Annotated in this window: 12 protein-coding genes; 6 read left to right on the forward strand and 6 right to left on the reverse strand. The window is 71.4% G+C overall.

What is annotated here, in order from left to right:
• Positions 1-25 precede the first annotated feature (25 nt).
• Entirely contained in the window at positions 26-1,378 is a 1,353-nt protein-coding gene (gene phoR / locus AC0N04_RS12940; RefSeq protein ID WP_474282257.1) for a phosphate regulon sensor histidine kinase PhoR, read from the forward strand.
• Here the strand turns inward: phoR and AC0N04_RS12945 are convergent.
• The 4 genes from AC0N04_RS12945 to trxA all read right to left on the reverse strand — a co-directional run bounded on the left by AC0N04_RS12945 (position 1,366) and on the right by trxA (position 5,392).
• The gene (locus AC0N04_RS12945; RefSeq protein ID WP_474282259.1) at positions 1,366-3,039 is read right to left on the reverse strand and encodes a hypothetical protein; all 1,674 of its coding nucleotides are present in this window, start codon (positions 3,037-3,039) and stop codon (positions 1,366-1,368) included. The two genes, phoR and AC0N04_RS12945, sit on opposite strands and share 13 nt — an antisense overlap.
• A gap of 104 nt (positions 3,040-3,143) precedes the next feature.
• Positions 3,144-3,404, reverse strand: a complete 261-nt coding sequence (locus AC0N04_RS12950) for a type B 50S ribosomal protein L31 (RefSeq protein WP_474282261.1) — start codon at positions 3,402-3,404, stop codon at positions 3,144-3,146.
• Positions 3,405-3,558: 154 nt separating this feature from the next.
• Positions 3,559-4,824 carry a transcription termination factor Rho gene (gene rho / locus AC0N04_RS12955; protein ID WP_474282263.1) on the reverse strand — a complete coding sequence of 422 codons (1,266 nt, stop codon included), beginning with the start codon at positions 4,822-4,824 and terminating at the stop codon, positions 3,559-3,561.
• Between the two features lie 238 nt (positions 4,825-5,062).
• Positions 5,063-5,392, reverse strand: coding sequence for a thioredoxin TrxA (trxA, locus tag AC0N04_RS12960; RefSeq protein WP_474282265.1), 330 nt, complete (start codon positions 5,390-5,392; stop codon positions 5,063-5,065).
• Between the two features lie 131 nt (positions 5,393-5,523).
• Between trxA and AC0N04_RS12965 the strand changes: the two genes are divergently transcribed.
• The 5 genes from AC0N04_RS12965 to AC0N04_RS12985 all read left to right on the forward strand — a co-directional run bounded on the left by AC0N04_RS12965 (position 5,524) and on the right by AC0N04_RS12985 (position 17,210).
• A complete protein-coding gene (locus AC0N04_RS12965; protein ID WP_474282267.1) occupies positions 5,524-8,229 on the forward strand; it encodes a PD-(D/E)XK nuclease family protein in 2,706 nt (901 codons plus the stop codon).
• Positions 8,226-11,573: a UvrD-helicase domain-containing protein gene (locus AC0N04_RS12970; RefSeq protein WP_474282269.1), complete on the forward strand. Its 3,348-nt coding sequence runs from the start codon at positions 8,226-8,228 to the stop codon at positions 11,571-11,573. The genes AC0N04_RS12965 and AC0N04_RS12970 overlap by 4 nt, the downstream gene beginning before the upstream one ends.
• An 89-nt stretch (positions 11,574-11,662) precedes the next feature.
• Positions 11,663-13,525 carry a serine/threonine protein kinase gene (locus AC0N04_RS12975; RefSeq protein ID WP_474282271.1) on the forward strand — a complete coding sequence of 621 codons (1,863 nt, stop codon included), beginning with the start codon at positions 11,663-11,665 and terminating at the stop codon, positions 13,523-13,525.
• Positions 13,522-15,822, forward strand: a complete 2,301-nt coding sequence (locus tag AC0N04_RS12980; protein WP_474282273.1) for a protein kinase domain-containing protein — start codon at positions 13,522-13,524, stop codon at positions 15,820-15,822. Before AC0N04_RS12975 ends, AC0N04_RS12980 begins: the two co-directional genes overlap by 4 nt.
• Positions 15,823-15,893: 71 nt before the next feature.
• A complete protein-coding gene (locus tag AC0N04_RS12985) occupies positions 15,894-17,210 on the forward strand; it encodes an MFS transporter (RefSeq protein ID WP_474282275.1) in 1,317 nt (438 codons plus the stop codon).
• Between the two features lie 33 nt (positions 17,211-17,243).
• Here the strand turns inward: AC0N04_RS12985 and AC0N04_RS12990 are convergent, their stop codons facing one another.
• The gene (locus AC0N04_RS12990) at positions 17,244-17,570 is read right to left on the reverse strand and encodes a helix-hairpin-helix domain-containing protein (protein ID WP_474282277.1); all 327 of its coding nucleotides are present in this window, start codon (positions 17,568-17,570) and stop codon (positions 17,244-17,246) included.
• A 21-nt stretch (positions 17,571-17,591) separates the two neighbouring features.
• Positions 17,592-18,269 (reverse strand): transcriptional repressor LexA, encoded by a 678-nt coding sequence (gene lexA / locus AC0N04_RS12995; protein WP_474282279.1) that lies wholly within the window; start codon positions 18,267-18,269, stop codon positions 17,592-17,594.
• Positions 18,270-18,297 lie beyond the last annotated feature (28 nt).

Below are 18,297 nucleotides of genomic sequence, written 5' to 3' on the forward strand. Positions count from 1 at the left end.
CCACCGAGCGCGCTCTCCAAGCCTGATGTTCTGGCTGCTTCCGCGCTCGTTGATGGCGGTGCTCATCACGGCCCTGGGTGCCTGCCTGGGGGCCTGGCTGGGTGGGCGGCACGCCGCCGTCGGCGTCGGTGTCGGTGCCTGCCTGGCGGCCGGGTGGGTCGCGGTGTGGGACGGTCTGCGGGGCAACCGCCTGTTGGCCTGGCTGAGCAGCGCCACCGAGGTCGGTGCGCCGCGGTTGACCGGCTTCTGGGGCGAGACGGGCACCCGTGTCGAACGGGCGCTGCGCCAGCGCGAGCGCGACATCGCGCTCGAGCGCGAGCAACGAGTCCAGTTTCTGGCGGCGATCGAAGCCTCGCCCAACGGCGTGCTGCTGCTGGATGCGAACGAGCAGATCGAGTGGTGCACCGGCGTCGCCGCCGACCACTTGGGGCTGGACCGGGATCGCGACCTGCGCCAGCGCATCACCAACCTGGTTCGCGCACCGGCCTTCGTGGCGCAGCTCCAGGCGCGCCAGTTCGAGCAACCGGTCCAGATTCCCAGTCCCTCGGGTCGCGGCCTGCTGTTGATCCTGGTTCGACCGTACGGTGACGGCCAGTTGCTGGTGCTGACGCAGGACATCACCGAGCGCGAACGCATCGACGCCACCCGGCGCGACTTCGTGGCCAACGTGTCGCACGAGATCCGCACGCCGCTGACCGTGCTGGCGGGCTTCGTCGAGACGATGGAGAACCTGCCGTTGACCGAGGTCGAGCGCCGTCGCGTCGTGAACCTGATGAGCCAGCAGACGCGGCGCATGCAAGGTCTGGTGGGGGATTTGCTGACGCTGGCACGGCTCGAAGGCAGTCCCCGTCCGCCGCTCGACGTCTGGGTACCGTTGGCGCGCATCGCCCAGACCGTTGAAAGCGACGCACGCACCCTGTCGGGAGGACGCCACGCGCTGTCGTTCGATTGGGGCCAGGACGTGGTCCTGGCCGGCAGCGAGGGCGAGCTGACCAGCGCGGTCACGAACCTGGTCAACAACGCGGTTCGCTACACGCCGCAAGGCGGGCAGATCCAGGTCGGTCTGCGGATGCGGCCGGACGGCGGCGCGGAATTGACCGTCAAGGACAACGGTCCGGGTATCGCCGCCGAGCATCTGCCGCGACTGTCCGAGCGGTTTTATCGGGTCGACAGCAGCCGGTCTCGCGACACCGGCGGCACCGGGCTGGGCTTGTCGATCGTCAAGCACGTCGTGCAACGCCACGGCGGCGAACTGCAGATCCGCAGCGAGCTGGGGCGCGGCTCGTGCTTCACGCTGGTGTTGCCGCCAGCGCGGGTCGGCCTGGCGGCGCAGCATGCGGCGCCGGCGCAGGCCGTGTCCGGCACTCAGTCCGGCTGACGCCGGTAGATGCCAATCCGGTCCGCCCGATCGGCCGGGTGGGCCACGACGGTGACCTGCCTCCAACCGGCCGGCGGTGCGGCGGAGTCGCGCGGGTGGAGCGGCATCAACAACACCGGGCAGCGAGAGGCTGCCTCCCCCGTGGCTTGGGCGAGCACCTGGTAGTGGCCGAAGACCTCCAGCGCGGCGACGCTGGACCGGTCCAGGCTGGGCGCCAGCACGCAGCTGCCGAACGGCACCTGCGTGCCGATCAGCGCCACCAGCGGGCGGGGGCTGCGCGCGTAATCGAGCGCCGGCAACCACAAGGTCATCGCCAACAGCCAGGCCAGCGAGACCCCGCTGGCCGGCAGGACCAGACTCTTCCACAGCGGATCGCGATGGCGTGCGGTGCGCCATCGCACCAGGGCCAGCCACGCCACTGTGCCGGCCAGCGCCAGCATCAGCGCCAGCCCCGAGAAACGAGGCTGAAAGCCGGGAGCCAGGCGCTGGATGTTGGCCAGCGGCTGGGCCGGCACGCCGGTCTGCATCGACAGGTAGATGACCCAGCCGGTCACTGCACAGCCGGTGAAGAAGAAGACCGAGAACCAGTCCATCGCCGCGCCGGTACTGCGCTGCAGCGTCGGCAGCGCAAACGCCGCCAAGACCGCCATGCCGGGGGTCGCCAGCATCAGCGCACGGTCCGAGCCGCCCATCGACAGAGTCGCGAGCAGGCCGACCAGCATGACCCAAAGCGGTACCGAGATGTGGCGGTTCACGCCGTGGCGGCGCCAGCGCCACAAGGTCCACAGGACCAGGGGCCAGGCCGGCCAGCAAAACCACACCAGTTCGCGGGCCAGGCTGAACAGGTCGTTGAGCGATCGCGGCGGCGCGATGCGCCAGTGCCAGGCCGACACCAGGCTGGCGCTGGCCGCCGCCAGCACCAGGCCGAAGATCAGCGACACCATCAGGCCCTGAGGGGCCTTGGCGCCGGCATGCCAGCAGCGCAGCGTCGCGAGCAGGCCCAGGATCATCGCCATCGTCGGGGCGCCGCTGAGGGCCATGGCCACCAGCGCGACGCAAACCATCAGCCGTGCCCACCGGCCCCGCGCCGGCGATGCGGCCAGCGCCCACATGAACAAGGCCACCTCGCTGAGCTGCATCAGCTCGGGGGTGGTCTCGTGGCCCAGTTGCAGCATACCCAGCGTCGCCACCTGGGCCAGCACGGCCCCGTCGGCCAAGGCCCGGGCGTAATCGACGGGCCGGGCTTCGCCGCCGAAGGCGAAGGCCACCGGCTGCGCGGCCTCGCTGCGGGCCAGGTGATAAGTGGTGTACCAGACCAGGGCCAGCGTCAGCGCGAGCAGCATCGCGAAGGCCAGGCGTGCCGCCAGCGCCGGTTCGATCATCGGCGACAGTCCTCGGATGAAGGCCGCGCCCAGCCAGTGCGGGAGCAGCGCCGTCTCCGGCGGCAGGCCTCCGAGTGTCGGTGTCAGCCAGGGTGTGCGGTCCCGGGCCAGATTCAGCATCGTGCCGAATGCCGTCAGATCGGCATCTCGCCAAGGGTCGCGACCGAACACGCCGGGCAGGACGTAGGCCGCGCACAGCAGCAACAGCGGGATGCGCGGCAGACGCTGTGCCGCGCGCTGGGTCACGAGGGCGGGGGTGGGCTGAGTCACAGGCGGCATCATGCCAAGCGCAGGCCGGTTCGGTTCAGGGCGTCGCGCGGCTCAGACAAGAAAAAAGGCAGCCAGGGCTGCCTTCGGAAAGTCGGGCAAAACGCTGCCCCAACTTATTTCTTGATGCCGACGCGCGCAAACTTGTTGCGGAACTTCTCGACGCGGCCGCCCAGCGTGTCCACGCTCTTTTGCTGGCCGGTGTAGAACGGGTGCGATTCGCTGGTGGTTTCCAGCTTGAACAGCGGCAGTTCGCGGCCGTCTTCCATCTTCACGCTTTCTTTGGTCGGCGCGCACGAACGCGTGACGAACTTGAAACCGTTGGAGAGGTCGACGAAGCAGACGTCGCGGTAGTTCGGGTGAATGCCTTCTTTCATGGCTGTCTTGCAGCGCGTTCGCGCCGTCCTGTGTCGCTGGTCGAGCCGGGAGCCACGCTGGCCCCATGCACAGCGCACTTTCCGACAGCGGAAAACCGCAGATTATAGCGCAGCGAACCGCGCTCAGGCCCGTGACCGAATCACGGGCCGCGCCTCACCCGCCCCGCCTCATCATGTCGAAGAAGTCGAGGTTGTTCTTGGAGGCCTTCATCTTGTCGAGGATGAACTCCATCGCCTCGATCTCGTCCATCGGGTAGAGCAGCTTGCGGAGAATCCAGGTCTTTTGAAGGATCTCGGGCTTGAGCAGCAATTCTTCGCGCCGCGTACCCGATTTGTTGATCAGGATGGACGGGTAGACACGCTTCTCGGCCATGCGGCGATCGAGGTGGATCTCGCAGTTGCCGGTGCCCTTGAACTCCTCGTAGATCACCTCGTCCATGCGCGAACCGGTGTCGATCAGCGCCGTGCCGATGATGGTCAGCGAACCGCCTTCCTCGACGTTGCGCGCGGCGCCGAAAAAGCGCTTGGGGCGTTGCAGCGCGTTGGCGTCGACACCGCCGGTCAGCACCTTTCCGCTGGACGGCAGTACGTTGTTGTAGGCGCGGGCCAGGCGGGTGATGGAGTCGAGCAGGATCACCACGTCCTTTTTCAGCTCGACCAGGCGCTTGGCGCGCTCGATCACCATCTCGGCCACCTGCACGTGGCGCGCGGCGGGTTCGTCGAAGGTCGAGCTGATGACCTCACCACGCACGGTGCGCAGCATTTCGGTCACTTCTTCCGGGCGCTCGTCGACCAGCAGCACGATCAGGTGCACATCGGGGTGGTTGGCGATGATGGCATGCGCGAGGTGCTGCATCATCACCGTCTTGCCGGTCTTGGGCTGGGCCACCAGCAGCGCGCGCTGGCCCTTGCCGATCGGCGCGATCAGATCGATGATGCGGCCGGTGACGTTTTCTTCGCCCTTGAAGTTGTCACGCTCCAGCTTGAACGCCTCTTTCGGAAAGAGCGGCGTCAAGTTCTCGAACATGATCTTGTGCTTGCACTCCTCGGGCGTCAGGCCGTTCACGCGGTCGACCTTCACCAGCGCGAAATAGCGCTCGCCGTCCTTGGGCACGCGCACTTCGCCTTCCACCAGGTCGCCGGTGTGCAGGTTGAAGCGTCGCACCTGGCTCGGGCTGAGGTAGATGTCGTCGGTCGACGCCATGTAGCTGGAGTCGATCGAGCGCAGGAAGCCGAAGCCATCGGGCAGCACTTCGAGCACGCCGTCGCCGAAGACCTGCTCGCCCGCCTTGGCGCGCTTCTTCATGATCGCGAACATCAGTTCCTGCTTGCGCAGGCGGGCGACGTTGTCGATCTCCAGGGCTTCGCCCATCTCGATCAGCGCCGAGACGTGAAGTGCTTTGAGTTCGGACAGATGCATCTCAAACACCCTTTGGGTGGATGTCAGGCCTTGGCACGCCAGAAGGGCCTGAGGAGTCGCTGTGCCAGGCCTGGGAAGGCCAGCGCAGCGCGTTGGGAAACCGGGTAGGGGATCGGTGGGCCGTGAAACTCACGCGCCGGAGAACCACAAGAACAGGTTCGGGGCGTGGCGGCCTTGGAGCCTTGGTGCTGCAACGGGGCGGCGCTGAAAGCGGCCGCACCCGGTGCGTCAGGCGCAATTATAGATGACTGTCGAGGAATTGGGCCAGCTGTGCCTTGGACAGCGCGCCGACCTTGGTGGCGGCCAGCTCGCCGCCCTTGAACAGCATCAGCGTCGGGATGCCACGGATGCCGAACTTGGCCGGCACGTCGCGGTTGTCGTCGACGTTCATCTTGGCGATCTGAAGGCGGGCACCGTAGTCCTTGGCCGTTTCCTCAAGAATGGGTGCAATCATCTTGCACGGGCCGCACCATTCAGCCCAGTAATCGACCAGCACCGGCTTGTCGGACTTGAGGACGTCGGCCTCGAACGAGGCGTCGGAGATGTGCTTGATCAGGTCGCTGCTCATGGAATGTCCTTGGGGCACGCCGGGGCGTTGTGAAAGGCCGCATACACCCCCAAACGGGGCAGGGCTGCCGAGGCACAATGATTCTGACACAAAGCCCGATTGCCTGCCTTGCCCGCCCTCGTCCTGCTGCCATGACCCTGACTGCCGCGTCCGCCACTGCGCCGTTGGGCGCGACCGTCGTGGCCGGTCCCGAGGGCCTCGCCGGCGAGGCCCTGTGGGCCGATCTGGTCGATCGCCTGGGCGACTGGGCCACCGGCCGCGGGGTGCCGCTGCGCGATGCCGGGTGGCTGCTGCCGTTCTCGGCGCTGCTGCCGCTTGCGCGCAACGCGCTGAGCCGGCGGGCCGGCTGGCAGCCGCGGGTCGAGACCGTCGCGACCTGGGTGCAGCAATCGGCGCCGGCGGCGGCATCGGAGCGGTCCGGCTTCTCGTCCGACCGCGTGACCCAGCGTCTGCAGGCCCAGGCGCTGTTGCGCGGGCAGGCCTGGGGGAGGGCGTGGTCCTTGCGCGACCCCCTGGCGTTCGCGCACGCGGTGTCGGCCGTGGTCGAGGCCGCGCAGGCCTGGCACGCCGCCGCCTGCGCCCGTCCTCCGTCGGAGCGGGCGGCGTGGTGGGCCCGGGCGCGCCGGCAACTGGCGGATGCCGACGCGCCGGCCGCCACCGAGGCGGCCCTGGCCCGCATCGCACTGGAATGGGTGGCTTGCGCGCTGGACGAGGTGGCGCCGCCGACCGATCGCTTGTTCGACGCAGCGGTCAGTGCCTGGATCGGCCTGCGTGCCGGCGGCGTCGACCCCTTGACCCAGTCGCTGCTGGATCACGCAGCCCGGCGCGGCGTGCCGGTGCTGTGGTTCGACCTGGATGGCCCGGTGGACGCCGCGTTCGCCCGGGCCGCGGCGCGGCCGGCGCCGGGTGAATGGGTCTGTGCGGATACCGAAGCCGAGGCCCGCGCGGCGGCGGCCAGCGTGCTGCATGCGTTGCAGGTTCACCCCCAGGGCGTGGTGGCTCTGGTGGCGCAGGATCGCGAGACGGTGCGCCGCACCCGCGCGCTGCTGCAGCGTGCCGAGGTGCCGGTGGTCGACGACACCGGCTGGCGCTTGTCCACCACCCGCGCCGGTGCCAGGGTGGCGGCGCTGCTGCGCGCCGCGCGCAGCCTGCGGGGAGCGCCCGGCAGCGATGCCCAGGATGTCCGCCTGGCCTGGCTCAAGGACGATCGCCTGGGCCTCGCCGAGCCCGATGCGCTGCGGGCGCTGGAGGCGGGTTGGCGAGGCCGGCGCGTGGGCGACGCCGCGGCCGCCCAGGCCCAGAGGCTGTGGCGCCAAGCCGAGGCCCGGCTGGCGGCGCTGCTCGACGAACGCGTGCTGCCCTTGGACCAATGGCTGCACCGACTGGCAAGCTGCTGGCTCGACGACGAGCGCGAGGCGGCGCGCTGGCGCGACGATGCGGCCGGCCGCGCGGTGCTGAGAGTGCTGCGGCTCGAAGCCCCCTGGAATACCGCGCAGGACTGGTGTGCCGTGGCCCGCGCCACGCGTTTCACGCTCGACGAGTTCATCGCCTGGGTCGATTCCGCGCTCGACGACGCCAGCGTGGTGGTCGACAACCCTCCCGAGGCGCGGGTGGTGATCGCGCCGCTGGCCCGCGTCATGCTGCGGCCGTTCGTGGCGGCGGTCTGCCCGGCGGCCGATGAGCTGCGCCTGGGCGCGGTCGACAAGCGTGCCGGCCTGCTGAGCCCGGGCCTGTGTCGCGAGCTGGGCCTGCCCGACGAGGCGATGCAGCAACAACGGCAGACCGCGGCATTCCTGCAGTTGCTGAGCCTGCCCGACGTTTGCCTGGTGCGCCGCCAGGCCGAAGGCGCAGAACTGTTGGGCCCCAGCCCGCTGCTCGAGCGCCTGGTGTTGGCGCGTCGCGAGGCCGGTCAGCGGCCGGCCGAGCTGCCTGCGGTGGAGGCCTACCTGCCGCAGGCGCTGTGGCAAGCCCAGCCGGTGATGCCGCCGCTGCCACGGGCCGGCACGCGCTGGCCCGCGTCGCTGAGCGCCAGCGCGGTGGACGCCTTGCGAACCTGTCCCTACAGGTTTTTCAGCCGCACGCTGCTGGGCCTGGCCGAGGACGACGAACTCGACCAGGTGCCCGACAAGCGCGATTACGGGGTCTGGCTGCATGCGGTGCTGATGCGCTTCCACAGCCAGCGTGCGGCGACGGACGATCCCGGCGACGACCTCGACCGCCTGCGCGCCTGCGCCCGCGAGATCGATGCCGAGCAAGGCCTGGTCGACGGCGAGTTGTTGCCGTTCCAGGCCAGCTTCGAGGCCTTGCTGCCGTCGTATCTGGTGTGGCTGCGCGAGCGCGAAGCCCAGGGCTGGCGTTGGCAACAGGGCGAGGTGGCCTGCGAAGCCCACCCCGCCGAGCTGGCCGGCATGGGCTTGCACGGCCGGCTCGATCGCCTGGATGCGCAGGCCGATGGCCGAGTCCAACTGCTGGACTACAAGACCGGCAGCGCGGCGGGCCTGGAGCAGAAGGTGCGCGAACCGCTGGAGGACACCCAGCTGGCGTTTTATGCGGTGCTGGCCCTGGCCAGCGCCGGAGTGCCCGCGGCGGCGCTTTCGGCGGCCTACCTGGCGCTGGACGAGCGCGATGGCTTGCGTGAGGTCAAGCACCCCGACGTCGCCGTCAGCGCGCGCGCCCTGGTGGCCGGGCTGGCCGGCGAGTTGCAGCGCCTGCGCGCAGGCGAGCCGCTGCAGGCGCTGGGGCGTGGCAGCGCCTGCGATCACTGCGAAGCGCGCGGCCTGTGCCGGCGCGACCACTGGGCCGGGGGCGTCGATGCCCCCGAGGTCGGCCCCGCATGAGCCTGCTGCCGGCCTATCGCGTCGACGGACGGGACGTCGACCGGGATGCGTTCTATGCCCTGGCCTGCGATCCGCACCGCAGCGTCGTGGTCGAAGCCTGCGCTGGCGCGGGCAAGACCTGGATGCTGGTCTCGCGCATGCTTCGCGCGCTGCTCGACGGCGTCGAACCGTCGCAGATCCTGGCCATCACCTTCACGCGCAAGGCGGCCGGGGAGATGCGCGCTCGACTCAACGAATGGCTGCGCGAATTCGCGACACCGGCCTGCAGCGACGAGCGGCGCGAGCGCGAGCTGTGTGCCCGCGGCGTCGATGCCGCGCGGGCCCGTGAACTCGCACCGGCATTGGGCCGCCTGCATGGCCAGATGCTGTCGTGCGGGCGCGGGGTGCAGATTCGCACCTTCCACGCCTGGTTCTCGCAGCTGATGCGCATGGCGCCGCTGGAGGTGCTGGCCGAGATGGGCCTGCAGCCGGCGATGGGCCTGATCGAGGACGTCGAGGAGCTGCGCCCCGACCTGTTCCGCCGATTCCATCGGCAGGTAGCGGCCGACGAGGCCCTCACGCGTGCCTACCTGGCCCTGGTGGCGCGCCACGGGCGCAGCACCGTCGGCCGCTGGCTGGACGCGGCCTGGAACCGCCGCGTCGAGATCGAGCGGGCCGACGCGCACCAGCGCCTGGACGCCGGCATTCCGCCCGCCGCGGCGGTCTTCTCCGATTGCGCCGGGCTGAGCCACCCGCTCCAGTTGCTGGCCCATGCCGACGAGCGGTCGTACATGGCGGCCGTGGCGCGACAGCTCGGCGCCGCCGGCAGCGCCAAATGCCGTGAGGCGGCCGAGCGCCTGCAGGGCGCTTGCGGCCTGGTCGAGGCAGGCGACCTGCCGGCGGCCTATGCCCTGGCGTTCAAGGCCTTGCACACCGACAAGGGCGAACTGCGCAAGCTGCCCGGCGACTGGCCGCAGGCGGCGGCCCTGGCCGATCGCCTGCAGGCGATCGACCTGCGGGTGCGCCAGCACGAGGCCCACGAAGATCACCTGCACATGTGCGCGTTGGCGCGGCAGCTGTTGCGCGAGTTCGCCGCGCTCAAGCAGGCGCGGGCGAGGGTCGATATGTCGGACCTGGAGGGCGTGGCCTTGCGCCTGCTGGGCGATGCGACCTGGTCGGGCTGGATCCAGGAACGCCTCGACGCGCGGCTGAGCCACCTGCTGATCGACGAGTTCCAGGACACCAGCCCGCTGCAATGGCATGCCTTGCTCCCCTGGCTCGCCGCGTATGCCGGCGCCGGTGGGGGCGCCAGCGGCCAGGCGCCGCTGTCGCTGTTCATCGTCGGTGACCCGAAGCAGAGCATCTACCGATTCCGGCGCGCCGAGCCCCGTGTCTTCGAGGCGGCGGCCGACTTCGTGGCCGAGGCGCTGGGCGGCCAACGCCTGGCCTGCGATCACACCCGCCGCAACGCGCCCGGCGTGCTGGCGGCTCTGAACCAGGTCTTCGATCAGGCACAGCGCGAGGGCGCCTTCGGCGGCTTTCGGCCCCACAGCACCGAGGTGACCGACGCTGGCGACGGCGTGTTCCGCCTGCCGCGCGTGGCGCGCCCGTCGGCCATCGCGCGAGCGACCCGCCAGGCTGCCGTTTGGCGCGACAGCCTGACCGAGCCCCGCCATACCGAGCAGGAACACCGTGGCGCCCAGGAGGCGCGCGAGGTGGCGTGCGCGATCCACGAACTGCTGGCGGCGGGCCGCGTGCTGCCCGGGCAGATCCAGGTGCTGGCGCGCCGCCGCAGCGTGCTGGCGCGCTTGTCCGACGCCCTGCGCGCGCTGCATGTGCCGCACGTGCGTCCGGAAGGGCTGACGCTGGCCGACGAACCCGAGGCCAGCGACCTGATCGCGGTGCTGGACTGGCTCGCATCGCCAGCGCATGACTTGTCGCTGGCCCAGGCCCTGAAGAGTCCGCTGTTCGGTGCCAGCGACGACGACCTGCTGGCCCTGGCCGCTGCCGCGATGGGCCGGGGCTGGTGGCCGGCGTTGACCACGCTGGCCCGGTCCGGCGCGGCCTCTGAGGCGCTGCAACGCGCGGCGCCGCTGCTGGCCTCGTGGCAGCAGGCGGCGCGCGAGCTGCCGCCCCACGATCTGCTGGACCGCATCGTTCACGAGGGGGAGGCGGTCGGCAGGATGCTGGCGGCCGCGCCGCCGGAGCGCCGTGCCCATGCCAAGGCCGTGATCGATGCGTTGCTGACCCAGTCGCTGGCGCTGGACGGCGGTCGTTTCGCGACACCGTACGGCGTGGTCCGGGCCTTGCGGTCGCGGCCGCTGAAATCGGCCGCGCCAGCCGACGCGCAGGCGGTGCAGCTGTTGACCGTGCACGGCGCCAAGGGCCTGGAAGCCGACGTGGTGTTTCTGATGGACACCGACCCCGAAGCGCGCCAACCGGAGTCCGGCACGCTGCTGGTGGACTGGCCGGTCGAGTCCGATCACCCGACCCAGGCCGCCTTCGTCGCCCGCCCGGCGCGGATCGCGCCGTCGCTGCTGCCGCTGCACGAGCAGGAAGCCGCGCTGGCGGCGCGCGAGGAACTCAACGGCCTGTACGTTGCGATGACCCGGGCGCGCCGCCGCCTGGTGCTGAGCAGCGTCGCGCCCCATCGCAAAGCCGCTGCCGCGGCGTGGTGGGACCGCATCGAGCCGCTGGCACGCGCCTGGGTGCCCGGCGAGGTCGGCGCCCTGCCGGCCGGCGACCGGTCCGCGTTCCAGGTCGACGACTGGTTCGCCGCCGGCGCGCAGGCCGCGGCGACGCGTGGCCGAACGGATGGGGCGGCCTCGGTGTGGGCCGCGCCGGCGCGCGGCGAATCACGCATCGGCCGGATCGGCGAGGCTTTTCACCGCCTGATGCAGTGGGCCTGCGGCCCCGCCGGGCCGGCTGACAGCGGGTCGGCCGAGGCCTGGCTGGACGCCGCCACGCCCGAGGCCGCTGCCGAGTTCGAGCTCCTGCCGGCCGAGGCCGGCCAGGCCCGCCGGGCCGCCGCGGCGGTGCTGCGTTCAGTGGCGTTCGCGCGCTTCTGGCGCGGTCCCGGGCTGCGCTGGTCGGGCGACGAGGTTCCGCTGGCCTGGCAAGGGAGCTCGCTGCGGGTCGACCGCCTGGTCTGCCTGGACGACGCCGCGGGCACCCCGGTCTGGTGGGTGCTCGACTACAAGTTGGACAGCCGCCCGCAGGACCAGCCGGACCTGTGCGACCAACTGATCCGCTACCAGGCCGCGGTGGCGGCGCTTCAACCCGGCGAGCCCGTGCGTGCCGCGTTCGTCAGCGGCGCGGGCGACGTGATCGAGCTGGCACCGGCGAAGGGCGGCGGCATCGCCTGACACCGAAAAGATCGCACTTTGTGCCCTTGTTCCGTCCATCGCGCCAGCGGCCGGCGCGGTTCAATGGCTTGGCAATCTGCCCCCAGTCCATGAGTCAACCCCAACCGTCCTTCGATCCAGCCGCCCGTCCGGCGGCCGCCGACGCAACGCCGCCTGTCGCCGCGGCCGCCGCGCCGCGGCCGGCGGTGCGCCTGTTCGGCCGATTCCAGCTGCTGCGTCTGCTGGGCAAGAGTGCGCTGACCATGGCCTGGCTGGCGATGGACAGCCGCAGCGAACAGGAATTCATGCTGGTGATGCCACGCCAGCAGCCTGCTGGCGCGGCCCTGGACGCCTGGTTCCAGGCGGCGCGGCATGCCGCACGCCTGAACCACCCGCAGCTGGCGCGGCCGGTCGAGGTGGCCGAGCATGAGCGCTGGCCCTACGCGGCCTACGAGCGAGGCACCCTGGTCACCTGGGCCGAGCGCTTCTCGCGTCAGGGCATCCCGGCCACCGAGCTGGCCACCTGGGCCGCCCAGGCCGCACAGGGCCTGGCTTATGCCCACGAGGCCGGGGTGGCGCACCGCGATTTGCAGCCCTGGCTGCTCGGTGTCGACGACGCAGGCCACGTGGCGATCCTCGGGCTCGATCTGGCCTGTCGCCAGGACGTTGGCGAACCGGCGCCCGACGGCGCGATGGATGCCTTGCGGGCCGTCCGTGACGCTGCCGTCAACGATGTGCTGGCCCTGGGCATCGTGATGCACCACGGCCTGGCCGGTCAGCCTGCGCTGGACCAGCCCGACGTGCTCAAGGTGATGGCGCTGATGCCGCCGGCGGGCCAGGACTTCGTGCGCCTGCCCTGGTCCGTGCCGCGGCCCATCCCGGATCCGCTGCGGGCCATCGTCAATCGCGCGACCGACCGCCAGGTCCGGCAGCGCTACCGCAATGCCCGGACCCTTCAGCACGCGCTCGAAGGCTGGATCAAGACCAGCGCCGACAGCGAGGGCGGCCCGCTGGCCCTGCTGCTCGACCGGCTGCGCTCGGTGGGCGTGTTGCCGGCGCTGCCGGGCGGCGCCGAACGGGTGGCCCATCTGTCGCTGATGGAGCGCGGGCGCACCAGCGAGCTGGCCGAGGCCGTGCTGGGCGACATGGCGCTGACCTTCGAATTGCTGCGCATGGTCAACAGCGCGCAGGTGCGCGGCGCCGCCGTGACCACCGACGGCCCGGTGCTGATGCTGCGCCGGGCGATCGCCCTGCTGGGCCTGGACGGGGTACGCCGCGCGGCCCTCAGCCTGAGGCCCTGGCCGGGTCCGATGAACGAGTCGGCGGCGGCCGAGATGCAGGCCCTGATCCGCCAGGTGCAGCGCGCCGGCCGGGTCGCGACCCGCCTCGCGCCCGCAGGCTATGACGGCGAAGTCGTGTCGCTGATCACGCAGCTGCAAAACCTGGGCCGCCTGGTGGTGCAGTACCACCTGCCCGACGAGGCCGGGCAGATCCGGCGGCTGACCCAGTCCGCCGACAGCCCGGTGGCCGGCGGCCCCGCCGAAGCCGGCATGTCGGCCGAGGCCGCGTCGTTCGCGGTGCTGGGCGCCGACACGGAAGAGATCGGCCTTGCGGTGGCGCGCCATTGGGGGCTGGACGACAGTGTGCTGCACATGATCCGCCGCCTGGCACCCGGCACGCCGGTCCACCATCCCGAGAGCGACAACGATGTCCTGCGTGCCACGGCGAGTTGCGCCAATGATCTGGTCGATGCCAGCGCCTTGCCGGCGCGCCAGGCCGTGGCGGCGGTGCAGGCCGTGGGCCGGCGCTATGCGCGAGCCCTGGGCCTGGCCTTGAACGAGTTTCAGGAGGCCTTGATGGGCGATGCCACCGGCGGTGCGGCGGCCGGGCGGCCGGGCGACGCGCCGACGCCGGCGCGCCGTCCGCCCGCAGGAAAGCCGGTCGCGCCGGCGCGCAGCGAGTCGGCGCCGTGAGCACGGTGACCGCGCGGCGCATCGGCCGCTTCGATTTGCTGAGTCGCCTGGGGCAGGGTGCCCAGGCCACCGTGTGGCGGGCCCACGATCCGACCTTGCAGCGCGACGTGGCGCTCAAGCTGATCCATCCGGCCGCCGATGCCGAGACCTGCGCCTCCTGGCTCAACGAGGCGCGGCTCGCCGGCGCCTTGCAGCATCCGGGCATCGTGCCGGTGTTCGACGTCGGGCAGGAGGGGGCGCAGTCTTACATCGTCAGCGAATGCGTCGCCGGACCGACGTTGGCCGAGCACCTGCGCCTGAACGGCGCGCTGCCGGCGCGCGACGCGGTGCAACTGATGCGCGAGGTGCTCGACGCGCTGGCCGCGGCCCACGCGCGCGGCGTGGTGCACCGGGACTTGAAGCCGTCCAACGTGCTGCTGGGCGAGGACGGCCGGCCGCGGGTGATGGATTTCGGCATCGCCGCGCGCCTGTCGGCAGAGCACGACGGGCGGATCGTCGGCACACCCGGCTACATCTCGCCGGAAGCGGCGGCCGGCCAGGCGCCGTCACCGGCGATGGATGTGTTCGCCGCCGGCATGATGCTGGGGCAGATGCTCACCGGGCGTGCCTGGCGCGACGGCCGCGACCCGATGCAGGCGCTGCAGCGGGCGATCCAGGACGAGGTCCGCTGGCCCGACGGCGAGGGCCCCGAGGTCGACGACGCGCTGCGTTCCATCGTGCTGCGCGCGGCCGCGCGCGCGCCCGACAAGCGCTGGCCCGGCGCGGCGGCGTTCCGCGATGCCCTCGATGGCTGGCTGTCGCCCGGCGCCGACGCGGCGGCCGGCCATGGCACCTTGAACTTCCTGCTGCGCCGGATGCGCCTGAACGGCGACTTCCCGGCGCTCAGCGATGCCGTGCTGCGCATCCAGCGCATCACCTCGTCGGACACCGAAAGCCTGCATGTGCTGTCGGCCGAGATCCTGCGCGACGTGGCGCTGACCCAGCGCCTGCTGCGCCTGGTCAACAGCGCGCAGTTCCGACGCGTCGGTGCCGGCGAGATCAGCACCGTGTCGCGGGCGGCTGCGCTGGTGGGGTTCGGCGGCATCCGCAACATGGCCTTGTCACTGCTGCTGATCGAGCACATGGGCGACCGCGCGCACGCCGATCGCATGAAGGGCTTGTTCCTGGAGGCGCTGCTGACCTCGACGCTGGTCGATCAGCTCACGCCCGCCTCCCGCGAGCGCGAGGAAGCCTTCGTGGCCGGCATGCTGAGCCACCTGGGCCGACTGCTGTGCGAGTACTATTTTCCGCAGGAAGCCGCCCGTGTGCGCAGCCACGCTGACCCCCACGCCGAGCGGGCACAGATCGAGGTGCTGGGCTTGAGCTACGACGCGCTGGGGCAGGGCGTGGCGGCCGTCTGGGACCTGCCCGACAGCCTGCGGCGCCTGATGGCGCCGCCGCAGGGCGAGGTGCCGCAGCGGCACCTCGACGCGCCCGAAGAACAGATGCGCTGGCGTGTGCGCGCCGCCGGCGAACTGGTGCAGGCCTTGATGGCGGGCGATGAACACCGCCACCGGGTGGCCGAGCTGTCGGAGCGCTACGCGCGTCCGCTGGGACTCAGCGCGCAGGCGCTGAGCGACGCGGTGCAGGTGGCCCGCGGGCATCTGGTCGAATTGGCGGCCGGCCTGGGCCTGGCACCGGCCCCGACGGCCCGTGCCCGCCGCCTGCTGGCGACCGAGCCGGCGGTGGTTGCGCCTGCGCTGCCGGCTGCCGCGGCTGCCTCCACCGCGCAGGCGCCGGGTGTCGCCCAGGCTTTGTTGTCGGCGGGTATCGCCGATGTCACGGCCAGCCTGGCGGGCGACAGCTTCAAGCTCAACGAAGTGCTTCGCATCATCCTGGAAACCATGTGGCGCGCGCTGGACTTCCAACGGGTCGTGTTCTGCCTGCGCGATCCGCGCAGCGGCGCGCTGACCGGCCGCCTCGGTCTGGGCGATGGCGTGGAGGCGCTGCGGGCGCGCTTCCGGGTCGAGGCCGGGGCCAGCGTGCCGGCCGACCTGTTCGCGGCGGCCTGCAAGAAGGGGGTCGACACCCTGATCGCCGACGGTTGCGCGGCCAGCCTGGCGCCCCGCCTGCCGGCCTGGTACCGCGAGGCACCGGCACGGGGCTTTCTGCTGCTGCCGATGATGATGAAGTCGGCCCCGTTCGCATTGATCTACGCGGACAGCGAGCGGGCCGATCTGCAACCGTCCGAGCAGGAGTTGACGTTGCTGCGGACGCTGCGAAACCAAGCCGTGATGGCCTTCAAGGCCTCGGCCTGACGGCCTTCGGCGGGGGGGCGTATGGCCCTGGCGTGGCGGCGCGCGCCAGGCGGTCGCGTAAGCTCGCCGCCATGTCCCTGAACCCTGCCGACCCGATCTCGACCCCATCGTCCCGCCTGCGCCTGCGCGACCAGGCCGATTACCTGAAACTGCTGATGGCCCGGCTGGCCGGCACCAGCGCCAACCAGATGCTGATGGTGGCGCTGGGCTGGCAGATGTACGACCTGACGCGCAGCGCCTGGCAACTGGGCCTGGTCGGACTGGTGCAGTTTCTGCCGGCCCTGCTGCTGACCTTGCCGGCCGGCCATCTGGTCGATCACCACGACCGCCGCCGCCTGCTCGCCGCCAGTCTGGGCGTGCAAGCCGTGGTGGCCAGCGTGCTGTGCGGCGCCAGTCTCGGCGACTGGGTCGCGTCGGGCCTGATCCTGGGCTTGTCGGCCGGCCTGGGCATGGCCCGCGCGCTGCAGATGCCGTCGGTGCAGGCGCTGACGCCGTCGCTGGTTCCCGAGGAACTGCTGCCGCGCGCGGTCGCGACCAGCAGTTCGGTGATGCAGGTGGCCATCGTCGCCGGGCCGGCGCTGGGCGGCGTGCTTTACGCGCTCGGGCCGGTGCTCGTGCGATCCGGCGCAGTGTCCGGCGATGCCGCCATGGCGGCGGCCCACCGGGGCGCCGCGTTGGTCTATGCCGTGTCGCTGGGGCTGCTGGTCGCGGCGGTGCTCAGCACCTTGCTGATCCGCGCCAGGCCGCGCGTCCAGCGTGCCGCCGCACCGGGGCTCGACAGCCTGACCGCCGGGATCCGGTTCATCCTGCAGCGGCCGGTCGTGCTGGGCGCGATGTCGCTGGATCTGTTCGCGGTCCTGCTGGGCGGGGCGACGGCCTTGCTGCCCATCTTCGCCAGGGACCTGCTGCACACCGGGCCCGCCGGCTTGGGCCTGCTGCGCTCCGCTCCGGCACTGGGGGCCGTCGGCGTGGGCCTGTGGCTGGCCCGCGCGCCGGTGGAGCGCCGTGCCGGACGATGGTTGATGGGCAGCGTGGCGCTGTTCGGCCTGGCGACGATCGGGTTCGCGCTGGCACGCGAGTTCTGGCTGGCCTTCGGAGCGCTGGCGGTCACCGGGGCCGCGGACATGGTCAATGTCGTGATCCGACAGTCGCTGGTGCAGCTCGAGACCCCGGACGCGATGCGGGGTCGCGTGGGCGCGGTGAACTCGGTGTTCATCGGCGCCAGCAACCAGCTCGGCGAATTCGAATCCGGCGCCACGGCGGCCCTGCTGGGGCCGGTCGGGTCGGTGCTGCTGGGCGGCCTGGGCACGCTGGCGGTGGTGGCGCTGTGGCTGCGCCTGTTCCCGGCGCTGCTGCGGCGCGATGGACTGCGCCCACCGCAGGCGTGAGCACGGCTGCCCGACCATGGGCCGCCGCGCGGGTCAGGCGGGCAGGTCAGGTCCGACCGGCACCTGGCCGTGCAACCGCTTGCGCTCCGGCGTGTAGGCCCACCAGGGCCGCGCCGGCGCGCCGTTCATGAAGTCGACGATGGCCAGGAAGGTGTCGAGCACGCAGGGGTCCTGACGCTTGCCGCTCAGCCGTTCGAGCTGGCGGTACAGCGCGAAGGCGTCGCGGCCGCGCAGGTCGGCGGGTTGCGCGATGCCCAGGCCGCGAAGATCCGCGGCCATGGCCGGGCCGACGTTGGGCAATTGCTCCAGGCGCCGGCAATCGCTAGCCCGGCTGACCTTGGGGCTCTTGATCGTTACCATGGCGTGACCGGGCCTGTCGCGTCAGATCAGCATGTGCTGCCGCACCAGCCCGACGGCGATGCCCTCGATCGAGAAGTCTTCGCGGTCGGGCGGCACCACGATCGGTTCGAAGTCGGGGTTCTCGGGCAGCAACTCGATGCCGTGGCGGCTGCGGTGGAAGCGCTTGACGGTGACTTCGTCATCCAGCCGGGCGACGACGATCTGGCCGTTGCGCGCGTCCGCGGTCTTCTGCACCGCCAGCAGGTCGCCGTCGACGATGCCTGCCCCCTGCATGCTCATGCCCTTGACCTTCAGCAGGTAGTCGGGCTTGCGCGGGAACAGGCTGGCTTCGAGCACGTAGGTCTGGTCGATGTGTTCCTGCGCCAGGATCGGATGACCGGCGGCCACCCGGCCGACCAGCGGCAACGTCAGCTGGGACAGGCTGGGCAGGGGCAGCATGTACTGTTTGCCGCGGGCCTCGTTGAGGGCGCGTAAAGTGCTGGACTGCAGGCGAATGCCGCGCGAGGTGCCGCCGATCAGCTCGATCACGCCCTTGCGCGCCAGGGCCTGCAGATGTTCCTCGGCCGCGTTGGGCGACTTGAAGCCCAGCTCGGCGGCAATTTCAGCCCGCGTGGGCGGTGAGCCGGTGCGGGCGATCGTGCTTTGCACCAGATCCAGGATCTGCTGCTGTCGGGCGGTGAGCTTGGGGCTTTCGATCATGGCGGGCTGAGGTTGCATCCAGTATCTG

Source organism: Ideonella sp. sgz306126 (assembly GCF_056032705.1).

What these genes read in the sequence shown, in the direction of transcription:
- phoR (WP_474282257.1), top strand. Translation starts at nt 26, where the DNA reads ATGTTCTGGCTGCTTCCGCGCTCGTTGATGGCGGTGCTCATCACGGCC.
- AC0N04_RS12945 (WP_474282259.1), bottom strand. Translation starts at nt 3,039, where the DNA reads ATGCCGCCTGTGACTCAGCCCACCCCCGCCCTCGTGACCCAGCGCGCG.
- AC0N04_RS12950 (WP_474282261.1), bottom strand. Translation starts at nt 3,404, where the DNA reads ATGAAAGAAGGCATTCACCCGAACTACCGCGACGTCTGCTTCGTCGAC.
- rho (WP_474282263.1), bottom strand. Translation starts at nt 4,824, where the DNA reads ATGCATCTGTCCGAACTCAAAGCACTTCACGTCTCGGCGCTGATCGAG.
- trxA (WP_474282265.1), bottom strand. Translation starts at nt 5,392, where the DNA reads ATGAGCAGCGACCTGATCAAGCACATCTCCGACGCCTCGTTCGAGGCC.
- AC0N04_RS12965 (WP_474282267.1), top strand. Translation starts at nt 5,524, where the DNA reads ATGACCCTGACTGCCGCGTCCGCCACTGCGCCGTTGGGCGCGACCGTC.
- AC0N04_RS12970 (WP_474282269.1), top strand. Translation starts at nt 8,226, where the DNA reads ATGAGCCTGCTGCCGGCCTATCGCGTCGACGGACGGGACGTCGACCGG.
- AC0N04_RS12975 (WP_474282271.1), top strand. Translation starts at nt 11,663, where the DNA reads ATGAGTCAACCCCAACCGTCCTTCGATCCAGCCGCCCGTCCGGCGGCC.
- AC0N04_RS12985 (WP_474282275.1), top strand. Translation starts at nt 15,894, where the DNA reads ATGTCCCTGAACCCTGCCGACCCGATCTCGACCCCATCGTCCCGCCTG.
- AC0N04_RS12990 (WP_474282277.1), bottom strand. Translation starts at nt 17,570, where the DNA reads ATGGTAACGATCAAGAGCCCCAAGGTCAGCCGGGCTAGCGATTGCCGG.
- lexA (WP_474282279.1), bottom strand. Translation starts at nt 18,269, where the DNA reads ATGATCGAAAGCCCCAAGCTCACCGCCCGACAGCAGCAGATCCTGGAT.